This is a genomic window from Pelagibaculum spongiae, assembly GCF_003097315.1.
GTDB classification, from domain to species: Bacteria; Pseudomonadota; Gammaproteobacteria; order Enterobacterales; family Pelagibaculaceae; genus Pelagibaculum; species Pelagibaculum spongiae.
The window spans coordinates 273,542-295,468 of the sequence record NZ_QDDL01000001.1 but is presented as its reverse complement, the minus strand read 5'-3'; the positions used below and the strand labels follow the sequence as shown (position 1 = coordinate 295,468).

18 protein-coding genes are annotated in these 21,927 nt (G+C 43.7%); 13 read left to right on the top strand and 5 right to left on the bottom strand.

The window, feature by feature from the left end; translation table 11 throughout:
- Positions 1–17: 17 nt before the first annotated feature.
- Both xdhB and DC094_RS01330 read left to right on the top strand, forming a co-directional pair.
- Entirely contained in the window at positions 18–950 is a 933-nt protein-coding gene (gene xdhB / locus DC094_RS01335) for a xanthine dehydrogenase subunit XdhB (protein ID WP_116685287.1), read from the top strand.
- The gene (locus tag DC094_RS01330; protein ID WP_241503939.1) at positions 950–1,474 is read left to right on the top strand and encodes a (2Fe-2S)-binding protein; all 525 of its coding nucleotides are present in this window, start codon (positions 950–952) and stop codon (positions 1,472–1,474) included. Before xdhB ends, DC094_RS01330 begins: the two co-directional genes overlap by 1 nt.
- Before the next feature lie 133 nt (positions 1,475–1,607).
- Here DC094_RS01330 and DC094_RS01325 read toward each other — a convergent pair whose 3' ends face one another.
- The gene (locus DC094_RS01325) at positions 1,608–2,192 is read right to left on the bottom strand and encodes a ricin-type beta-trefoil lectin domain protein (protein ID WP_116685286.1); all 585 of its coding nucleotides are present in this window, start codon (positions 2,190–2,192) and stop codon (positions 1,608–1,610) included.
- 268 nt (positions 2,193–2,460) lie between these two features.
- Positions 2,461–2,661 carry a hypothetical protein gene (locus tag DC094_RS01320; RefSeq protein WP_116685285.1) on the bottom strand — a complete coding sequence of 67 codons (201 nt, stop codon included), beginning with the start codon at positions 2,659–2,661 and terminating at the stop codon, positions 2,461–2,463.
- 139 nt (positions 2,662–2,800) lie between these two features.
- Between DC094_RS01320 and DC094_RS01315 the strand changes: the two genes are divergently transcribed.
- Both DC094_RS01315 and DC094_RS01310 read left to right on the top strand, forming a co-directional pair.
- Entirely contained in the window at positions 2,801–3,046 is a 246-nt protein-coding gene (locus DC094_RS01315; RefSeq protein WP_133245429.1) for a hypothetical protein, read from the top strand.
- A 67-nt stretch (positions 3,047–3,113) separates the two neighbouring features.
- Positions 3,114–4,469 carry an NCS2 family permease gene (locus tag DC094_RS01310; protein ID WP_241503938.1) on the top strand — a complete coding sequence of 452 codons (1,356 nt, stop codon included), beginning with the start codon at positions 3,114–3,116 and terminating at the stop codon, positions 4,467–4,469.
- A 64-nt stretch (positions 4,470–4,533) separates the two neighbouring features.
- Here the strand turns inward: DC094_RS01310 and DC094_RS01305 are convergent, their stop codons facing one another.
- From DC094_RS01305 to DC094_RS01295, 3 genes are all read right to left on the bottom strand, one after another.
- Positions 4,534–8,265: a pilus assembly protein gene (locus DC094_RS01305; RefSeq protein ID WP_116685283.1), complete on the bottom strand. Its 3,732-nt coding sequence runs from the start codon at positions 8,263–8,265 to the stop codon at positions 4,534–4,536.
- Between the two features lie 389 nt (positions 8,266–8,654).
- Positions 8,655–12,491 carry a pilus assembly protein gene (locus DC094_RS01300; RefSeq protein ID WP_116685282.1) on the bottom strand — a complete coding sequence of 1,279 codons (3,837 nt, stop codon included), beginning with the start codon at positions 12,489–12,491 and terminating at the stop codon, positions 8,655–8,657.
- Positions 12,492–12,866: 375 nt separating this feature from the next.
- On the bottom strand, positions 12,867–13,106 hold the full coding sequence (locus DC094_RS01295) for a hypothetical protein (protein ID WP_116685281.1): 240 nt from the start codon (positions 13,104–13,106) through the stop codon (positions 12,867–12,869).
- Positions 13,107–13,198: 92 nt separating this feature from the next.
- On the opposite strand from DC094_RS01295, the gene truA reads away from it, so the two are divergent.
- The 9 genes from truA (at position 13,199) to purF (ending at position 21,793) form a co-directional block, all read left to right on the top strand.
- On the top strand, positions 13,199–14,002 hold the full coding sequence (gene truA / locus DC094_RS01290; protein ID WP_116685280.1) for a tRNA pseudouridine(38-40) synthase TruA: 804 nt from the start codon (positions 13,199–13,201) through the stop codon (positions 14,000–14,002).
- A gap of 148 nt (positions 14,003–14,150) precedes the next feature.
- Positions 14,151–14,765, top strand: a complete 615-nt coding sequence (locus DC094_RS01285) for a phosphoribosylanthranilate isomerase (protein ID WP_116685279.1) — start codon at positions 14,151–14,153, stop codon at positions 14,763–14,765.
- 16 nt (positions 14,766–14,781) lie between these two features.
- Complete coding sequence (gene trpB / locus DC094_RS01280) at positions 14,782–15,981, top strand: tryptophan synthase subunit beta (protein ID WP_116686161.1); 1,200 nt, start codon at positions 14,782–14,784, stop codon at positions 15,979–15,981.
- Positions 15,978–16,790 (top strand): tryptophan synthase subunit alpha, encoded by an 813-nt coding sequence (trpA, locus tag DC094_RS01275; protein ID WP_116685278.1) that lies wholly within the window; start codon positions 15,978–15,980, stop codon positions 16,788–16,790. Before trpB ends, trpA begins: the two co-directional genes overlap by 4 nt.
- 15 nt (positions 16,791–16,805) lie before the next feature.
- Complete coding sequence (gene accD / locus DC094_RS01270; protein WP_116685277.1) at positions 16,806–17,666, top strand: acetyl-CoA carboxylase, carboxyltransferase subunit beta; 861 nt, start codon at positions 16,806–16,808, stop codon at positions 17,664–17,666.
- Entirely contained in the window at positions 17,663–18,943 is a 1,281-nt protein-coding gene (gene folC / locus DC094_RS01265) for a bifunctional tetrahydrofolate synthase/dihydrofolate synthase (RefSeq protein ID WP_116685276.1), read from the top strand. The genes accD and folC overlap by 4 nt, the downstream gene beginning before the upstream one ends.
- Positions 18,940–19,533: an SPOR domain-containing protein gene (locus tag DC094_RS01260; RefSeq protein WP_116685275.1), complete on the top strand. Its 594-nt coding sequence runs from the start codon at positions 18,940–18,942 to the stop codon at positions 19,531–19,533. The genes folC and DC094_RS01260 overlap by 4 nt, the downstream gene beginning before the upstream one ends.
- Positions 19,534–19,586: 53 nt before the next feature.
- Entirely contained in the window at positions 19,587–20,072 is a 486-nt protein-coding gene (locus tag DC094_RS01255; RefSeq protein WP_116685274.1) for a CvpA family protein, read from the top strand.
- Positions 20,073–20,284: 212 nt separating this feature from the next.
- Entirely contained in the window at positions 20,285–21,793 is a 1,509-nt protein-coding gene (purF, locus tag DC094_RS01250) for an amidophosphoribosyltransferase (protein ID WP_116685273.1), read from the top strand.
- Positions 21,794–21,927: the final 134 nt, after the last annotated feature.

Below are 21,927 nucleotides of genomic sequence, written 5' to 3'. Positions count from 1 at the left end.
TGGGGGAGTAATTAGTAATGTTTGACTTAAATACTTATCACCGGGCCAGCAGTGCACAAGATGCAGCAGTTCTGCTTGAACAATATCCAGATTGTAAAATTCTTGCAGGCGGTACCGATGTATTAATTAAATTGCGAGAAGGCGATAAATGCTTTGCTAATTTAGTCGATATTAGCCGTTTACCAGATTTATCTGATATTAAAATGCGCGATGACGGTTCAATTGAAATAGGTGCTTGCGTCACTTGTTCGCAAGTGATTAATCATCCGCTAGTTCAACAATATATTCCTGTATTGGCTGAAGGTGCTGGCTCGTTGGGTGGGCCGCAAGTGAGAAACGCAGCCACTATTGGTGGTAATTTGTGCAATGGTGCGCCAAGTGCCGATAATTCTTCGCCTTTATTGGTATTGAATGCTCAGGTGGAATTATTGTCAGCTGAAGGCAAAAGAACCATGCCTTTGGAGGAGTTTTATCTCGGTCCGGGAAAAGTAGCGCTAAATCCTGGTGAGCTAATGGCGCACATTGTGATACCGGTTGATGGTTATCAGAACATGGGTGGGCATTTTATTAAGTACGCGATGCGTGGCGCAATGGATATTGCAACCATCGGCTGCTCAGTTGCCTGCCGGCTTGAAGGTGGCAGTGCAGGTAATAAATTAGCCGACTTTAGAATTGCTTATACCGTATCTGCTCCAACACCTAAGCGCTGTCGTAATGCTGAACTTGCCATGGTGGGTCAGTCGATTGCTGATGCTGCGAGTATTGATCGTCTGCTGGAAAAGTTGTCTCAGATGGTGCTAGATGATTTAAACCCCCGTGACTCATGGAGAGCCGGTAAGGAATTCCGTCAGCATATTATTCGAACTTTATCACGCAAGGTCTCAAAGCAAGCCATTGAACGAGCCCAAAGTGCTTTCTTGGTAGGGGCGATTTCGGGAGGTACCGTTTAATGAAAAAAGCAATGAAGCGAATTATTAGCTTGGAAATCAATGGTAAGCCAGTTGAGCTGACCGTTGATATTCGACAATCATTACTGGAAGTGCTGAGAGAGCAAGGTTTTACCGGCGCGAAAGAAGGCTGCGGTGTTGGTGAGTGTGGTGCTTGCACGGTTTTAATTGATGGTCTGCCGATTGATAGTTGCATTAGTTTGGCGGTGTGGGCTGAAGGTAAAAAAATTGAAACGATCGAAGGTCAGGCAAAAGGCGAGCGATTAAGTAAAGTGCAGCAGGCTTACGCTGACACTGGTGCAGTGCAGTGCGGTTATTGCACGCCAGGTTTGGTGATGAAAACGACCGAGTTTTTAGAAACCCATAAAGATCAACTCGCTAAAGGCGAGATGCCAGATCGACAGGTTATCCGCAAAGAGCACTCGGGTAACCTGTGCCGTTGTACTGGTTATCAAGGCGTGGTTGATGCTGTTGAATCATGCTGTAAAAGTTTAATTTCTGAAATTAGTGAGCCAGAAGCAAAATAAACCATTGCTCTAAAGAACCCTCGCAAGAAAAATCTCGCGTTTATTGGAAAATAAGCGCGGGATTTTTTTTGGTCATTATCTGAAGAAATAAATCTCACCGCAGTTTTAGTGTTTTTGTCATTAACAACAAACATCAGAAGTTGTACTTGTCATTGTCATTGGTTATTCCAAAATCTAGATTGATAAAGTTGACTTTAATATTACCTGTATCAGACAAGCTGACTTGAGATGTAGATTGAACAGGGTGTTTATGCCATTTGTGAGCAGGCTCAACTGCACTGTCAATAAAAGCCAGATAGTTATTATATCTGGGCACTGCATGGTTAGTGCGTTTTTGGAAAGTAGTTTGTAGCAATTGATCATTCAATTTTACGGCCGCGAGCTGCGGTATTTGCTTTATTGAGCTGCAACGTAATCCCAGCATCAGTGGAGATAGGGAGTGTTGGCCAAGACATAAGCCATCACTGTTGACCAACACGCCATCAGTCGTATTTTGCCAGCGTTGTGACGGTGATTTCGGATCGCAAGGCAAGCGAAGAATTATTTTAATTCCTTTGCCATTATAAGGTGCAGTACCAAGGCAAATTTCCGTTAGAGAATTTTTTAATAAAAATTCACTTTCATTTTCACTTGCTTGTGCTGAGAGACTCATCAGACAAAGAAATGTATGGCCTATTAACAAAAAGAACGAGTAGGTGGAAAATTGTTTTTGTTTCATATATATACTGCTATTTAAGACTGAAACTAAAATTGACATATTCTGCTGATTGTAGATCGCTCCTTGTATTTGTGTCAGAGGCTACGCTACAAGATGTGATAGATGGTTGTTTTGTATAGATCTACAGCAAGTAATATCGTCACGCTAATATGTAGTTAATTTGTATAGTTGCAGATTGTTTTTTTAAATGAATATTTATTGCCTTCTGATATTAATCATCTAGAAAAACAAACTATTTTTTAAATGATGCTCGCACGAGATGTCGTATTTATTTCCATTCAATGGGAAGTAATAACCATCTATTTTCAAAACCAAAAAATATATTACGAACAGCATAGAAAAATATTGGAGGTTTAATGTCAGGATTGCCCTCAATGGCCATGTTTTGTGGAAAACTTCCATCAAATTTGGAAGCTGGTTCATGCTGTTGAAGGAGTGGCTTATTTTTTATTTGTTGTTGCTGAATCAAGGAATCTCTGTTTTGTTGTCTGAGATCAAGCTGGTCTGCTGATATGTATGGATAATGCCGCCGCAAATTACTAGCGAATTTGTAGTGTTTTGCCGAGTTTCGTTTGTATCTCAAGCGAACGTGCAACAGCTTAATTTTATTGTTATTAGTTCGTCTGAGTAAGTATCCTTACGTTATTCAATATAACGTTCCAATCATATTATTCACTGCCTTGACTGTTTTAGCAGTCACATCATGGCAGAAGCGACTTATCGCTGTTGCTGACTTAGCAGCAGCGCAGAATCCATCAGCGTTGGATGTTCAATCGAATGCTGCTGTGACGTTGGAAATGGAAGGCCCAAGCAATTGCTACAAGGGCTTTCCCACTAAACATCAGGCGGAATAGATTTTTTATCTCAAATAAAAAATCCCGCTGGAAACAGTAAAATTTTTCCAAATTAAGGAAGTCGCCCGTGAGTAAAGTTCGCGCTGATCGCGCAGAAGAAGTTTCGGCTACCTGTCATTCAGGCTTGTTGGAGCGAGTATTTCATCTGACTGAAAAAGGAACCACTGTTCGTACTGAGCTGGTTGCTGGTTTCACTACCTTCATCACCATGGTGTATGTGGTATTTGTGATTCCTGGCATGCTATCGGCTGCAGGAATGGATAAGGGCGCTCTTTTTGTTGCTACCTGCCTCGTTGCAGGGTTATCAACTATCGCTATGGGTTTATACGCCAACTGGCCGATTGGCTTGGCACCTGGCCTAGGTTTGAATGCCTTCTTTGCTTATGCCGTGGTACTGGGTATGGGTTATAGCTGGCAGCAAGCTATGGGTGGTGTGTTTTGGGGCGGAATTGGCTTTATGCTGCTGAGCTTGTTTCGGGTTCGCGAATGGATTGTCGATAGTATTCCCGATAGTTTGCGCAGTGGTATTACCTGCGGCATTGGTTTTTTCTTGGCAATAATTGGTTTGAAAAATGCCGGTATCGTTGTTGCTAACCCAGCAACCTTCGTCACCATGGGTGATATCACCGCTTTTCAACCATTAATGGCTTGCTTGAGCTTGTGCCTGATCTTGGCGTTCGCCCAGCGAAAAATGAAATCAGCGGTATTATTAGCGATTGCAATTGTCAGTGTGATTGCCTTAATTGGCGATGATTCCGTGAGCTTTAGTGGCGTGGTTGCAGCGCCACCATCGATTGAGCCAATTTTAGGTGGGCTAGATATTATGGGCGCACTGAATGTTGAAATGATTGGCGTAATTGTTGCCTTCCTGTTTGTTAATTTATTCGATACCACGGGCACTTTAATTGCAGTGGGTGATCGGGCAGGGCTGGTCGGTAAGGACGGTTCAGTAGAAAATATGCGCAAAGCGATGGTCACTGATGGCACGGCTTCGTGGATTGGTGCTTTATTTGGCGCGCCCACCGTGACTTCTTATATTGAAAGTGCTGCAGGGGTATCGGTTGGTGGTAAAACCGGTCTAACAGCAGTTGTGGTTGGTTTGCTATTTTTGCTGATGCTGTTCTTCTCACCATTAGCGGCAATGGTACCTAGTTATGCGACTGCAGGAGCCTTGCTCTATGTTGCAATTTTAATGACGAGCTCATTGGTGAAAATTGACTGGGATGATTTAACTGAAGCCGGCCCAGTGGTAATTACTGCATTAATGATGCCGTTAAGTTTTTCAATCTCCAATGGTATTGCACTCGGTTTTATTAGTTATCCGATTATAAAGCTATTGGCAGGTCGCCACTCTGAAGTGTCAGTCAGCATGTGGGTATTGGCTGCGATATTTGCGTCAAAGTTTTATTTCTTTGGTGTTTAATGCTTTAGAGCTTTATCCGTTGTGATAAAAAAGCGAGCCTAAGTGGCTCGCTTTTTTATTCTTTCTATTCTTCTTTTTCGATGGGTGCTTCTTGGTAGTCGGTTAGTCGTCGCCAGGACTGTCTGGCAGATTTTATGGTATCAATTTTATATTTCATTTTGGCTAGATCACCGCTTGGGAGTGTGAAGTAGATATAATTCCCAAGTACCGCTGGAGCACCGTAACTAGGTAGTTTTTCTGCTGAAACTGATTGTTTTTTACCATCGACAACATGCAAGTCTTCATCGGTAAATTCATCATCATCAGACAAGTCAAACTGAGGGAACTTAACCCGGCTACCTGTGGTGGCGTCGATACCATAAAGCCAACTGACTTTATTACCATCATCATTAGAGCATCCTTCGTTTTTAGAAAACTGCGATGTGTACATTAGTAATAAATTAGCGCGTAATTCGCCACTAAAAATAGTCATTTCAGGTGTTTTAGGATTGTCGATCGATTGATCTAAATCCATGTACCATCCGTAGTGCGGGCTTTTCCAACTTGGCTTTTTGTCGGTAGAAGTTCGAATGATGTGTCGAGAGCTAGAAAAATTAGCAATCACCTGCTCTGAAATTTCCTGCTTTAATAAAGATTGTTGGCCAGCTTCAATGGTACGGTCTAACGTAATCGATACTTCGTTGGAGCTAGAGCCATCAGTTTGTTGGTCCCATATGCCATAAAAGGAGTTGGTTGATTCAGAGATTTGATTGTTATTGCTATCGGAATCAAATAGGTATCGGCCAGTGCCAAAAGTGATTACATAGCCTTTATCCTGATGGATGTTTTTGGAAATTAATGGTTTTGTGGTAATTGACTGAGGGTGGCCGTTATATTTTGCAGAGTATAGTGGTTTACCTTCAAGGCCGACCTTCCAGTCGCTAGATGAGCCAGAACCAAATCCTTCACTACTATTAACAAAATCAAAGCGCCATAGGTTGCCGTATATATCACCGCCATAGGCATAATCGGTAATCAAATCGCCGTTAATATCTGCCAGTGCAACTTCAGACAACCCATTAGGTGCAGCAGCAGAACCTATGCCGGTATCTAATTTTTCTGAAACCACAATGTCACCAGACTCAATGTCAATTAGTAATAAGGCAGCGTGGCCAGTATAGCCATCTATTTGCTTTGTATTAGCACCTACATAGCCATTAGGAACTAAAGCATACCATTTACCATCGTTAAGTTTAGCGATGGCAGGTTTAGCGTAAGTAAAACCTAATAAGCTGCTGTCACTTTGATCTTTTTCCCATAGAAGGTTTGGCTCTTCAGGGTTGGTGATATCGAGTGCATAAATACTACGTGCACCACGCATGCCTCCAATTAAAACCGTTCTCCACTTGTTATTAATGTAGACATCGGAGACTACCGGAGTACTATCCATTAAATATTTGTGGATGTAATTTAAATCAGAAACACGAGCTAACTTAGGCAGTAATGCACTAGGGGTGAAAGCGAATAACTCGTCAAAATAATTAGCGGTTGGCAGTTTGTCTGTAGCCGTAGTGGTAACGTCAAAGGCATGCAGTAATCCGTCATTGGTAACAGTGTACAAAGCATGCTTGCGATTAGCATTCGCTGTCGCGAACGCTTTGTAGTCGCCGGCTGCACTGGTTAATGTACCATTTTCAGATTTCATGTTTGCAAGGCCAAAGCTGTCAGGTGCTCCAACAAAAACCGGTGAGGCAAATGTAATATCGCCAAATGCGCCAGGTCGAGCTCGCAGATTTTCGTCTCTAGCGCCCCTTAGCCAGTTCAGTCGTTTTTCACCTAAGCTATCTGCTTCGTTGGTTGCAGTTATATTAAACAGCGCTCTTTGGGCATCGTTTAATTTGCTCCATTTAAATTTTTCTAATCGTGAAGTATTGTCTGTCGATTGAGCCGTGTCAGCGAATAAAAAATTTCGGTTGGCTGGAGTCTTTATTTTTTGGCTGGCTTTTATAGACTTACTGGGATTGGTGTCGGTATTAAAAACAAGACTGTTATCCAGATGAGAGGCTATGATCTCGCCACTCCAAAATTCTTGAGCATAATTAACGGTAAAGCCATATTTTGTTGAATCTGCAGTAGGTCCAGAAAAATCAGCTTTACTGTTGCTGGCAGAATCTTCGTTTAATCCGGTAAGAATTTTATCCAATACATATTGGAGCTGGGTTGGTTTGTCTATGCTGTGAAAAGTGCCCCGTGAATTTATTGCAGTGTGCCATAGGTCGTATAGTTTTTTCTTTTTTATTTCGGTAGTTTGCGCTGCATTGCTTTCATAGGTCGGCCATTGAGTAGGTGTGCCATTTTGAGTGGGTGTGCCACTTTCTATTTTTTTAAAAAAACCAGAATAGGTATCGCCAAGATAATCGCCTGAATCAAAAAAGTTATCTAACCCTAGTCCAATTGCGTAGGTGGTTAAATGTTGCCAAGATGCTGGGTTGCCTCGTGCATTCCAATTATTAGTAGATGTTTTAGTTTTAATGTTGTTGTTAAGCAAATTTGATAAGTCAGTTGCCCAATAATAAAAAGCAATATCGGCCAGTGTTTTTTCACTCTCGCTAGAGAATGGAACTTGCGACGTGTATTCAGAACCATCTGGTAGTGTAATATCAGTGTTGTCTGCATCGTGCAGCGCAGCTGCATCATAGTATGATGGCTTGTTCTCCTTGGGGTCGGGAGTATATGCGCCATCTGTTAATAAAATCTGTGCATTCTTGCGACAACTTGACGCACTAGCTTTAGTCGGAGCGCTAGCATTGCCATTTTCATCATAAATTGCATAGGGGCCATCTTTGGTTTCATTTTGAAACCAGAGGCCAGCCCTATGATAGGCTTGTCGCGTTGGAGTTGATTCTTTAGTTTTGATTGTAGTTAACCACGTCATAAAATTATTTCTGTCGGCCTCGGTGTAAGGCTTGATGAAATTATTTATATTGTCAGGGCAGCGATTTTCAGTGCCCTTATCAAGGAAGCAATTAAGTAATCCTTGCCAACCAAAGCGAAAGTTATTGGTTTTATCTTGCCTAGAAAAAAACGCAAGGTTGATAGCGGACTGAGTTGCTAATAAGCGAGTACGATAAAATGAGTACCATATCGCAAATTTTCTTTTCAGCTCGGCAGTGTCGGGTGTTTTTAGTTCATAGCAGCTTTCAATAAATTTTTGATTGCCGGTGCAAGTAGATTTAAATTGGTAATAATAGGCTGTAGTTTCTGCATTTTTTGAAGTAAATACTTTGTCGCTATCGCTATCGCTTGCAGTAACAGTATCGATAGTTGGATGCAGTGCAAATTTCTGCTTAGAGAAATCAGTTTTAGAATCACCTTTTTTAGGGTATAGCCAGGTTGGGCGGTATTGGGTTGTTAAATTGTACGTAGTATTTAAATCGGGTTGAAAACCATTGATGTGTGCTGCAGAAAACTCGGTAGAAAAACGAGTGGTGTTGTCTTTATAAGGAAGTTGATAATCTATGGTTGGGTCAAAATAAATGCCATTTAGTTCACTTGAATAATAATAGCGTTTTGGAGCCTCTAATGCTTGATTCGGCTTTTTATTACCTATGATTACGTCAATAAATGCACGGCGCATGCTATTGGAGTCATCAATGGTAAATAGAATGTTAGGCGCAATTGGCTCAGACAATTCTGCTGGTGATTGAGATAGTGCGTTAATAGCGTGGCCACTTTGAGTTGCTTCTGCGGCATAACCAAGTGACGGTAACAATAGAGCCGACAAGGCGATTGAAATAGTTATTTTTTTGTTCTGCATAGCAGGCAACCTTCCCCCCTCGCTTCAATCTGGATTCGGTAGATGCTGACCCAATCTGGTTCCAGTGTTGAAGCGATGTTTCCGTTTGATCGCAGCATCGCCGTTAGACGAAACATGTGATCGGTTTTTCAAAGATCGTGTGAGGTTATAACGATGAGTTAGCAAAATCGTTAAGTATGCGACTCTATGGGCGGGTTAACAGAATAATTGGTCACATTGTTTTGAATGGTTACTTTTCTTCTCTAAAAGCCATTTTTTTTGTCAAGGTATAGTCTTTATTAAATGTGATTTACATCACTTTCCGCATGCAGTCTTTGTTTGATTTTTTGGCATAAAAAAGGCAACAATATTTGCTGCCTAGATTTTTTAGGGTTATTCGCTTAGCAAAGTTACTTTAGTTTTCTCCACACTTGCCTAGCGTTTCTACGTGAACCTGACTGATATCGTCGTTTAGTCACGCCTGAAGTGGTTGAGAAATAAATATAATCGCCAATTACTGATGGCGCGCCTAAACGCTTAAGTTCCAAAGCTGATATTGATTGACGCCCTTGGGGGGATAAAATTTGATCTTGCAGGTCAAGTTCATCATCGCCACTAACATCAAACTGAGGGAAAGTCACTTTTTTACCAGTGACGGGATCCAAGCCATATAGCCAGCTATTTAGCGTATTTTCACAAGGTGTTGCTGCTAATTGAGAGGTCTGAAATAGTAATAGGTCACCTCGAACAGCACCTTCAGTAATCACCATTTCACCACCTTCGCTGCTATTGCCTGCAGGGAAATCTAAATACCAACCCAATTGGCCATTAGTATTGCTAGCTGTTCGCCAATCAGGTTCGTTTTCAGTGGTTGTTCGAACGACTTCGGTGATTGATTCGAAGGTTTTGTTAACTGAAAAATTGGTAATAGTTTGCTGTAGCAAATTATTACGCTGAATGTTTACGCTATTGGATTGTGTGCCTTTGGTTTGTTGATCCCAAATACCATAAAAGCTGTTTCTTGATGCAGTGGCTTGTAAATGATCTTCAGGTTCAATGTATTTACCGGTGCCAAATAACACAATATGGCCAGGTTGTTCTCGGTGCTTAACCACGTAGGGATGGCTAGTAATTGGTTGTGGCTGAGTAGTTTGAGTGTTACTTAAGCTATTGAAAACTTCTGATTTAGATGAGTAGAGAGGTTGTTGGCCAAGGCCTACTTTCCAGTCGCTTGGGCTGCTGGTACCAAACGGATTGTTGCTATCTGGCTTATTAAAATCAAAGCGCCATAAATTGCCAAAAAGATCGCCTGCATATGCATAATCAGTAATTAAATCACCGTTAATATCCGCTAAAGCGACTTCTGATAAACCATTCGGGTTAGTTGCGCTGCCGGGGCTGGTTTGTAAAGTCTTAACTAATTCACCATCTTCAATCCGGATAACAAACAATGCCGCTTTACCAGAGGATGGTAAGCCATCGCTCTGATTATCATAGCCATTACTGACTAGCGCGTACCATTTACCGTCCGCTAATCTTGCAACGACTGGCTTGGCATAGGTATGGCCGAGTAATTCAGAATTCAACAAAGGGTTGCTTTTTTCATTAAATTCCCATAGCAAAGATATGTTGTCTGGGTCAGTAATATCTAATGCGTAAATACTTCGAGCACCGCGCATGCCACCAATTAAAATGGTTTTCCAGCTACCTGAAGCATAAACATCTTGAACAGTCGGTGTGACGTCTAAATAATATTGGTGATTATATTCTTGGTCAGTTAACCGTGGTAATTTATCTAGTAAATCTGAAGGTATGTAGGCGAACTCTTCTTTAAAGAAATCACCGCTGCTTAGAATGCTTCCGCCATTTACATTTAATTCATTAGCATCAACATTGAATGAATGCAGCATGCCATCATTGCTTGCAACATAAAGTCTAGGAGACCGATTAGCTTGTCTTGTCATAAAAGACTCGTAACTAGTTCCTTCCGGCGTCAGCGTCGACAAGCCATAGCTGTCGGGCTTTCCAACATACACAGGTGCTGCTGCAGTAATATCGCCTAAACGGTTTTGCTCTGTCCGCAGTTGATTAATTTGAGTATTGTTTCTATCTCCTCGAAGCCAATTTAATCTTTGTTGCCCTTTATTATCTGCAAGTAGCGAGCTATTTACATTCATTAATGATTTTTCGGCAGTATTTAAACTATTCCATGAAAAATCAATCAGAGAAAAGCCAGTGGCAGTTTTTCTAGCAAGCTTAATATTTCGATCTGATGCTGATTGAGCATTTAGTACGCCAGATGCAGTAACTTCAGAGCCATTGTTAAGTACCAAAGGGATTGAATTTGTGAGCAATTGCGGTGGCTGGCTATTGGAAAATAATTTATTGGCCTTTACTTCACCAGACCAATTTTGACTATTGAATGAAGAGGAAAAAGCAAAGTCAGCCGTGCCTAAAGTTGCGCCAGAAAAACCAACTTGAGCAGCAGGTATTTCTTCGCTGAGATTGCCAAAAATTGTTCTAAAAGCGGCTTGTAGGTTTTGTGGATTAGAAGCGCTAAAAAACTGACCGCGAGAATTAACTGCTGCGTGCCATAAATCAAGTACTTTAGTTCGAGCGTTACCACTACCATCGAAGCCAGTTGAAGGCCAATTTACACCGACATCTCCAGGGCTGTTTATGATGCGATCGTAGAGTCCACCATAGGTATTGCCGTTATAGTCACCATCGTTCAATAGGCTGTTTAGCCCTAACCCAACTGTGAAATTCACCATGTGTTGCCAAGTTGCTGAATTATATCTGGCATTCCATGGTTCTCTAATTGCATCTTCCGAAATTGCAACATTATTATCTAATGCCGATCCCGTTAAGTCAGTAGCCCAGTAGTAAAAAGCCATGCTGGCGAGGCTTTTAGGTGCAACTGATTTAAATGGTGTGCGGGGGGTATATTCGGTTAAACCATCCCCTAAGGTCTGATTTATATTATCGGCATTATGTGTAGCAGTCGCTGCAACGTAATCATCTACAGCCGCTAGACTTGCAGTGGTGCTATCATTGGATCTTCTGTTGTAGTTCGTAGATGTAAAGGTGCCGTCAGTCATTAATAGATGATAGTTCTTTCGACAACTAGATGCACCACTTGCAGCAGGCGCTGCAGCTAGCCCAGTTGTTCGATCAAATACAGCATATGGGCCTCTGGCGGTGGTATTTTTATACCATTCTCCAGCACGATACATGGCCTCGCGAGTCGGTGTGCTGTCGCGAACTGGAATATCTTCAAGCCATTCTATTAGATTTTGTTTGTGCTGCGGCGTAAAGGGAAGCACTCGGTTGTCTATAGTTCGGCCATTGGTTTGGCATGCTTCTGGAGCATTCGCGGGGGCGGGGTCTTCAAGGTAACAAGACAGCATGCCTTGCCAGCCCACTCTGAAATTTTCATCTAAATCTGAAAAAGCTAGATTAGAAACAGTCTGAGTGGCTAATAACCGGGTACGATAAAATGAATACCAATTAGCAAAATTTTGTTGCTGAGATGCTGGAATTCCTTTTTTTTCAAAACAATTAGTATTATTGATATTTGCTGCATTTGCTGCAACTGATCTATCACATGTACTTTTGAATTGGTAATAGTAAGCTGATTCGCCAGCTTTTCTTAGCTCGTTGTCATCATGGCCGGGATGATCTGCGTGACCAAGATTTACTGGTTGTAATAGTCCGTGGGGATGCCATTGCAACATCTGCAATCCATCCGGATCTATAATTTGGTGCCTGTCGTCATTTTCCGCGACGGTTCTTTGAAGGTCTCGTGAGGTTAATGGAAATAAGCCTGTAGGTCGAAAATTAACCGAAAGATCGACGAAGTCTTCATTGCCATCACCATTTAAGTCTTTTTTGAAACCACTGACATAAGCTCTATTCCAGCTGGTTTGATAAGGCGTGCCATCTGCATGTTTTGGTGGCATATAAATAATTGGGTTGCTCGGAGTGCCTGGATTAAAATACAGCTCATTAAATTCTGGGCTCATATTTTTGTATAAGCCCAAATTACTGCCATCAATCAGTGCTCTACGCATACTGTTTGAGTCGTCTAATGTTAGAATCAGATTAGGCTCGACACCCTGGCGCACAAATAACGGCCCATCACTTAATGTTGTAGCGCCATCACCAGTATTTGAGACTGCCTGGGCGGCTGATGCAAATACCAGTAAGCTGAGCCCTGATATGTTGGCTAAAGCCTGTTTTTTCATAATAGAACCGCCTATTTCAACTGATTGCTTGTAACGGGTTGTCAGAAAAAGCCGTAAGCATTGCAATTAAGCCAAGCGAGCGCAGCTGCTTATTTCGACAAAACCTGTCATACAATTACAAATTAAAAGAATGGAAATGGAATAGATTAAAGTGATGATATCAATGTTAATGCCAATTAAGTCGCTTGGCGGCTCTGTGGGGCTGTACTTGGTGTAACTGGTAGTCCGGTATACTGAAATTGATGTTTTAAAGAGTTATTAGTTAAGTTTTTGTTAGTGTTTTCGCTTGATTAAGCATGGTTTGGTCTGCGTAGAATGTTTGTATTGTGAGTTGCCAATATTTTGTTATAGGGTTTCTGAAAGGGTGGTTTGTTTTTAATTAAAAGAGGAAGCATTAAAGCCGAATAAAAAACTTTTTAAAAACGTGATAAATAATTTTTTAATTTTTGAAAAGTGAGAGTTTGTATTGGAGTCGCTAATAGAAGTTTGCATCAACAAAGTTTTGACCACAAAGCCATGACGACTCAAATTGGCTGCTTCAATTGAATCACCAGCATGCTGTTGTATTTCGGTATATACCCAAGCCACTCCAAGATGGCGATGTGAATCCTGCATCTTGAGGTGGTTTGGGTATAATGCCGATTATTTGCTGTCGCGGCGTTTTAGCCAATAGCGAGCAGTTGGACTTTCAGTGTTAAGAGAATCAAATGAAATTTGCGGCAGGTGTTGAGTACGATGGCCAGGCATTTAAAGGCTGGCAGCGACAGAAAGATGATGTTCATACAGTACAACTTTTTGTAGAGCGGTCTCTGTCGAAAATTGCCAACCATCCGGTAACGGTACATTGTGCCGGTAGAACTGATGCCGGCGTTCATGCGACAGGACAGGTTGTTCATTTTGAAACCGATGCAGTTCGCGATGAGCGTGCTTGGACTTTTGGCGGTAATACTAACTTGCCGGATGGTGTCAGTTTTAAATGGGTTAAGCCGGTTTCTGATGATTTTCATGCCCGCTTCAGTGCGACTGCCCGGCGTTATCGGTATGTGATTGCCAATACGCCGCTGCGTCCTGCTTTGTTTGGTAAACACCTCAGTTGGAACCGCCGCCCATTGGATGAAAAACTGATGCACTTGGCGGCCCAATCGATGTTGGGTGAGCGAGATTTTTCCTCATTTCGAGCGCATGGTTGTCAATCTAATACCCCTTGGCGTTTTATGCGGCATATCCATGTATTCCGCCAAGCTGAGTATGTGATCATCGATATTAAAGCTAATGCTTTTCTTTATCATATGGTTAGGAATATTGCTGGGGCGCTGATGGAGGTCGGTGCTGGCTTGAAACCGGTTGCCTGGACGGCTGAATTAATGGAAGCTAAGGATCGAAGCCAGGCAGGTATTACTGCACCGCCGAATGGATTGTTTCTGGTGGAAGTTGATTACCCAGAACAATTTAACTTACCTAAACACGCAATCGGACCTTTGTTTCTGGAATCCGGCTTGCCCCCCTGTTAAGGTTATTCCTTATAAGGAAATTTCCTTTGTTGGTTTACGATCAAATGATCGTTTTGGCGCATTTCATTCAATGTTTGTTGAATAACAATGTATTCCAGTAGCGTCACTCTTTACTGGTTCTTTTGATTTTTGGGGTAGGTAGCGTTTAGTGGTTTGGATCAAAATCTGTGGGATCACCCGTGATCAGGATGCGCAGGTTGCAGTTGAATCTGGAGCCGATGCACTTGGATTTGTGTTCTTTGAAAAGAGCAAGCGTTATGTCAGCGTTGAACAGGCTGCGGCAATTATTGATCAATTGCCCGGGCATGTGACGCCGGTTGGCTTGTTTGTAAATGCACAAACAGCGTTTGTTCAATCTTTACTGGACCGATGGCCAGGCTTACTTCCTCAGTTTCATGGTGATGAGTCCCCTGAGTTTTGTGAACAGTTCAATCACCCTTATTTAAGGGCGGTTCGTATGAAGCCAGATGTTGATCTGCACCAAATAGCCAAAATGCATCCTAATGCCCAGGCATTATTGTTAGATGCATTCAAACCCGGAGAATATGGCGGAACTGGAGAGACCTTTGACTGGTCTCAAATTCCCGATCAATTGGCAAAGCCAATTATTCTTGCTGGTGGGTTAAACCCTCAGAATGTCTCTTTGGCACTGGGAAGCAGTAAGCTTTACGGTGTTGATGTTAGCGGTGGCGTTGAAGCCTCCGCAGGAAAAAAAGATCCGCAACTAGTGCGGCAGTTTATTCAAGGAGTTAAAGGTGACTGAGCAAAAAGACTTGTGCATGCAGCCCGATGCTGAGGGGCGTTTTGGGCGCTTCGGTGGAAAATTTGTTTCCGAGACTTTAATGGCATCACTTGAGGCGCTCGACAAGGCTTGGCAAAGTAGCCGCAATGATCCTGAGTTCCTTGAAGAATATAAAAGCGACCTTAAGCATTTTGTGGGTCGTCCTTCACCGTTGTATTTTGCGGAACATTTAACTCGGGATGTTGGCGGTGCCAAGATCTATTTGAAGCGTGAAGACCTTAATCACACCGGCGCACATAAAATCAACAACACCATCGGCCAGGTATTGTTAGCACGCAAAATGGGCAAAAAGCGCATTATTGCTGAAACCGGTGCTGGCCAGCACGGCGTAGCGACTGCCACGGTATGTGCTCGTTTTGGTTTGCAATGCATTGTTTACATGGGCGCAGACGATATCGCCCGCCAAGCATTAAATGTTTATCGAATGAAATTATTGGGTGCTGAAGTGCGTCCAGTAACTTCAGGTTCGCGCACTTTAAAAGATGCATTAAATGATGCAATGCGCGATTGGGTAACCAATGTCGATGACACCTTTTATATTATCGGCACAGTGGCCGGGCCGCATCCGTATCCAGAAATGGTACGTGACTTCCAGCGAGTGATCGGTGTAGAAGCGCGTAAGCAAATCCAACAACTGGAAGGGCGACTGCCAGATGCAGTGGTAGCTTGTGTCGGTGGTGGATCTAACGCGATTGGTATTTTCCATCCATTTCTTAACGACAAAGAAGTGCGTTTAATTGGTGTGGAAGCGGGTGGTTTGGGTATTGAAACCGGCAAGCACGCTGCGCCATTAACCGTTGGTAAAGTCGGCGTATTGCATGGCAATCGTACTTACTTGATGGCCGATGAACATGGACAGATTATCGAAACCCATTCGGTATCTGCCGGTTTGGATTATCCAGGTGTTGGCCCTGAGCATTCATGGCTCAAAGATATTAAACGTGCTGAGTATTGTGCGATTAATGATGACGAAGCTTTAGCGGCATTTAGAACGCTGAATCGGACTGAAGGTATTTTACCTGCATTAGAATCCAGTCATGCAGTGGCCCATGGTATGAAAATGGCCGCTGAAATGAGCAAAGATCAAGTGGTCGTGATTAATTTATCGGGTCGTGGCGATAAGGATATTCATACTGTTGCGCAAATCGATGGTGTGACGTTAGGGGATTTACTATGAGCAGAATTGCCGAGACTTTTTCAAAGCTTGCAGCCCAAGGTCGTAAAGCGCTGATCCCTTATATTACTGCCGGTGATCCAGATCCTTCGATAACCGTTGATGTTATGCATTCCCTCGTAGAGGGTGGAGCAGATATCATCGAGCTAGGGGTACCTTTCTCTGATCCCATGGCAGACGGTCCGGTCATTCAGCATGCTTGTGAGCGAGCGCTAGCAAAAGGCGTTTCTCCAATTCACGTGTTTGATATGGTTCGAACTTTTAGGCAAAAAGACGCAACAACGCCCGTTGTATTAATGGGCTACCTAAATCCGGTTGAGCATATGGGGTATCCAACCTTTGCTGACAAGGCGTCGGATGCAGGTGTTGATGGCATTTTGCTAGTAGACATGCCACCTGAGGAGGCGGCCGAGCCTGCAGAAATTTTTCAGGCGCGTGGAATTGATCCTATTTTTCTTTTGGCACCGACTTCGCCAGAAGACCGGATTAAACGAATCTGCGCATTGGCCAGCGGCTATGTTTACTATGTTTCGCTTAAGGGGGTCACCGGCAGCGCCAACCTTGATGTTGATGCTGTCGAGAAAAAAGTAGCTGAGATTCGCGAACATACTCGAGTGCCAATTGGCGTCGGGTTTGGTATCAGCACGCCAGAAACTGCGGCGGCTGTCTCCAAAGTAAGTGATGGTGTCATTGTAGGCAGCGTACTGGTTCGCCAGTTGGAAGCATCAAACGATGATCCTGCCTCAGCACCCGCTAAATTGGAGTCGATGATCTCGTCCATGAGAAAGGCTATGGATAATGAGATTAACTGAACTGGAATAAATTGAATGAGCTGGTTTGAAAAACTGATTCCTGCCCGGATTCGTACTGAATCCCGGCAAAAGAAAGGAGTGCCGGAAGGCCTCTGGATCAAATGTAAAAAGTGCGAATCGGTTTTGTATCGTGCTGAAATAACACGCTGTTTAGACGTGTGCCCAAAATGTGATCATCACATGAGAATTGGTGCGCGCCGCCGCTTGGATATTTTTCTGGATGCTGAAGATCGTCAGGAAATTGGAGCCTCATTGGAGCCGGTGGATCGCCTGAAATTCCGCGATACTAAAAAGTATAAAGATCGTATTACTACGGCTCAAAAAGCCACCGGTGAGAAAGACGCACTGGTTGCCATGAAAGGTTCGCTGAAAGGCGCTCCTGTAGTGGTGTGTGCTTTTGAATTTGCCTTCCAAGGCGGTTCTATGGGCGCGGTAGTCGGTGAGCGTTTTGTCCAGGCGGCGAATCAGTCGTTGGAAACGGGTGCACCGTTAATCTGCTTCTCTGCCAGTGGTGGCGCGAGAATGCAGGAAGCTTTATTCTCTTTGATGCAAATGGCAAAAACCAGTGCGGTTTTGGCTAAATTAGCTCAAAAAGGTGTTCCGTTTATTTCAGTGTTAACCGACCCAACCATGGGTGGTGTTTCGGCATCATTGGCCATGTTAGGTGATTTAAACGTAGCCGAGCCCAATGCTTTAATCGGTTTTGCCGGTCCTAGAGTCATCGAGCAAACGGTTCGTGAAAGCCTGCCTGAAGGCTTTCAGCGCGCAGAATTTTTAATGGAAAAAGGCGCGATCGATATGATTATCGAGCGTCATAACATGCGCGATGAGCTTGCTGAAATTCTTTCCAAGCTTCAATTACGACCTGCTGTATGAGCCAACTGCCAAGCAATTTGGCAGACTGGCTAAGCTATCTTGAGCAACTCCACCCCAGCACAATCGAGCTGGGGTTGGGGCGGCTGAAGCAAGTAGCAGACAAGCTAGGCGTGCCTAACTTTTCAATTCCTGTGGTTACCGTTGCTGGCACGAATGGCAAAGGCAGCACCATTGCGACCCTTGAACAAATCTATAGCGATGCTGGCTATAAAGTAGGCTGTTATACCTCGCCACACATGATTCGTTTTAACGAGCGCATTCGTTTGGCAGGAAATGAAGCGGATGATGGATTAATTTGCGCAACACTAGCGCGAATCGAAGCTGCCCGTACAAATGTGGAGGGCGGTGTTTCTCTGACTTATTTTGAATTCACTACTTTGGCTGGCTTGATTATTTTATCTGAAGCTGAGCTCGATGTGGTGCTGCTAGAAGTAGGTTTGGGCGGCCGGTTAGATGCAATCAATATTGCCGATTGTGATTTGGCGATAGTCACCACGATTGCACTGGACCATATGGATTATCTGGGGCATGACCTTGAAGGTATCGCCAGAGAAAAAGCCGGTATTATGCGGGCAGGAAAACCTGCTTTATATGGCGATATGAATCCGCCAAAAGCGATTGCCGAAGAAGCTGCTTTAGTCGGTGCGCAGTTACAAATGACCGGCAATGATTTTTCAATGCAACGCCAAAGCGACAAAAGCTGGTTGTGGCAATCGGGCAGTGAATCGATTGCAATTAATCAATTGCAATTACCTTGGCAAAGTATTTCGCTGGCATTAAAAGCCAGTCAGTTATTGCAAGATTGTTTACCGCTGCAGCGAGACAAATTGGCTACTTCTGTAGCAAAAGCCAGTTTGACCGGTCGAATGCAAACCGTGATGCAAACACCGCAAGTGATTGTCGACGTGGCGCATAACCCGCAAGCAGCAGAAAATTTGCAAAAGCAATTAGCTGAGCAAAATTGCCAGGGTAAAACCTATGCAGTGATTGCTATGTTGTCTGATAAAGACCGAGCTGGTAGCTTGCAGTTTTTGTTAGATTCTGTCGATAGCTGGTATGTCGCCGGGTTGGATATGCCGCGAGGAAGTAGTAGTCAGTCGATGGCTGATTTGTTGTCAGATTTGTCTGTTGCTGATATCTCTCGCTGTGATACGGTTGCCCAAGCTATTTCACAGGTTTTACAGCAGGCAAGCCCGCAAGATCGAGTGTTGATTTTTGGCTCGTTTTTTACGGTTTCCCAAGCGATGCAATATTTTCAACAGGAGAGGTTGGCTTGAACAAAAAAGTACAACAAAGGATCGTTGGACTTTCTGTCGTAACTATTCTGGCAATTATAATTTTGCCTTTAGTGTTACCAGATGGGGCGCCGGAACCCCAGCATGTGCCATGGAAACCGTTGCCTCGAAAACCTGAAGCAACGGTGGCGCAACCTTTGCCATTTGACCACGCCAGCTTGCAAGATAAAATTAGCAAAATGGAAAAACAGGTTGAATCGACGGATATAGCGCAGCAACCGCGAATTGATAGGCTGGTTGTTGGTGCTTCTTCGGTTGAGGTTTCTACTGGTACGCCTTCAGTTACTGAACCGCTAGTAGTTAAATCAACCGTTCCAGCAGACCCCACTCGCCCAGCATGGGTGGTTCAATTAGCAACCTTATCTAGCGAAGCATCAGCTAAAAAACTAGTCAGTCGGTTGAATGGCAAAAAAATTCCGGCATTTTACCGGCATCGTAATGCAGGTGAGCGCTCTTTATGGCGTGTTTTGGCGGGGCCTGAGTTAAAAAAATCATTGCTTGAGCCTTACCAAGAGCAGTTGCTGGAAGAATTTCCTGATCTGAAAATTATCAGTTACAGACCGCTGGGCTGATACCCCGGCTTCTGTTAGACTGCCGCCATCTTTGATCAGCCCTGACAGCCTTCATGCTCTGGATCGATTGGGTCATCATTAGTCTGGTTGGAATTTCTACTCTAATCAGCCTGGTTCGCGGCTTTACCCGCGAAGCACTTTCTTTGGTTGTCTGGGTTGCTGCCTTTGGCGTGGCAGTCAGATTTGCCGAACCGTTATCTATTCATTTCTCTGCGGGTATTGATACGCCATCACTGCGTTTTGCAGCGGCTTTCGTATGCTTGTTTGTTGTGACGCTGATTATCGGCGCGCTAGTTAATTTCCTGATTGGCCAATTGGTAAAATCGACCGGTTTAAGTGGAACTGATCGGATGCTGGGGATTTTCTTTGGCGCAACTCGCGGCGTTTTAATGGTTGCCGTTGCGGTATTGCTGATGAGCTGGACGCCATTAGTACAAGATCCCTGGTGGCAGGGTTCACAGTTGATACCTCATTTTGAATTGTTGGCCAATTGGGTGCAGCAATTCTTGCCAGAACAAGCCAACGCCTTGATCAGCTGATCGGGGCGTTGTTGTAACTGACTATCAAAACATGTTGTTGCTTAATAGCTATTTCTTGATAGTGGGTTAATAAAATATGCAGATTTACCAGCTGATCGGGCTGGTAAGTCAAAAATGACAGTAAATTTAATTTGCTGGAAAGATAAAAGAACCTGGGCAAAGACTCAGGCCACAGGGCACAAGCCCTAATATATGTCCGAGGTAGTTGCAGAATGTGTGGAATTGCAGGACTGGTCGCCCGTTCGCCGGTGAACCAGAGTCTTTTTGATGCGTTAACTGTGTTGCAGCATCGGGGGCAAGATGCCGCCGGAATCGTCACCTGCCAGAACGGAAAATTGTCGATGCGAAAAGACAATGGTCTGGTTAAGGATGTATTTCATACTCGCCACATGCGCAAACTACATGGCAATATCGGTATTGCTCATGTGAGATATCCAACTGCCGGTAGTAATAGCTCAGCCGAAGCTCAGCCTTTTTACGTCAACTCTCCTTTTGGAATTGTGTTGGCGCATAACGGCAATCTAACCAATGCAGAACAGATTAAACAGGATTTATATCGCGAAGACATGCGCCATATAAATACCACCTCCGATTCAGAAGTGTTGCTGAATGTTTTAGCCCGTGAATTGCAACGACAAGGCAAGCTCAAGCTGGACCATCAAGATGTATTTGATGCGATTCAACGAGTGCATCGCTGGTGTCGTGGTGGCTATGCGGTGGTGGCAATGATCGTTGGTTTCGGTCTGGTGGCATTTCGCGATCCTAACGGTATTCGTCCAGTAGTATTTGGCTCTCGGGAAACCGAGTTAGGCAAAGAATATATGGTGGCTTCAGAAAGCGTGGCGCTTAACGTGCTGGGCTTTGAACTGGAACGAGATATTGCACCAGGTGAAGCGATTTGCATTACCGAAGAGGGTCAGTTAAATACCCGCCAATGTGCCGATAATCCAAGCTATTCGCCTTGTCTTTTTGAGCATGTTTATTTGGCACGTCCTGATTCATTAATGGATGGTATTTCTGTTTATAAAGCCCGAATGCGAATGGGTGAAGCGCTGGCAGACAAGATTATTGCCGAGCGGCCTGAGCATGACATCGATGTAGTGATTCCGATTCCAGATACCAGCCGAACTTCGGCGCTAGAACTGGCCATGAAGCTAGGGGTGAAATATCGCGAAGGTTTTGTAAAAAACCGTTATATCGCGCGAACCTTTATCATGCCGGGTCAAAAGCAGCGTCAAAAGTCGGTGCGACAAAAACTAAATGCGATTGATTTGGAATTCCAAGGCAAAAATGTTTTGCTAGTCGATGACTCGATTGTTCGTGGTACCACCTGTAAACAGATCATCGAAATGGCACGAGATGCCGGTGCGGCTAAGGTCTATTTTGCATCAGCTGCGCCGCCGGTTCGTTACCCGAATGTTTATGGTATCGACATGGCCAGCGCCGATGAACTGATTGCCCACGAGCGAAGTGTTGAAGAAATCCAACAGCAAATTGGCGCAGACTGGTTGGTTTATCAAGACCTTGATCAATTAGTGAATGCGACGCGGGGTAGTAAAAGTCAGATCACTAACTTTGATGCATCGGTGTTCAATGGTGAATATGTAACAGGCGATATTGATGATGCATATTTCGCCCGGTTAGATGCCGAGCGTAATGATCAAGCCAAGAGTAATTCGGAACTTAATGACAGTGAGATTAGTCTGCATAATTCGGTATAAAATTTAATTACCGGTCGCTTGGCTGATGGCTGTATTTAATGTTGTAGGTTTGATAAGCCGCAGGCGCAATCAGACAGAAAGTAACTTTATGTTGGTTAAAAGTCTGATTTCGCTTAAAGCTCATCAAACCTATA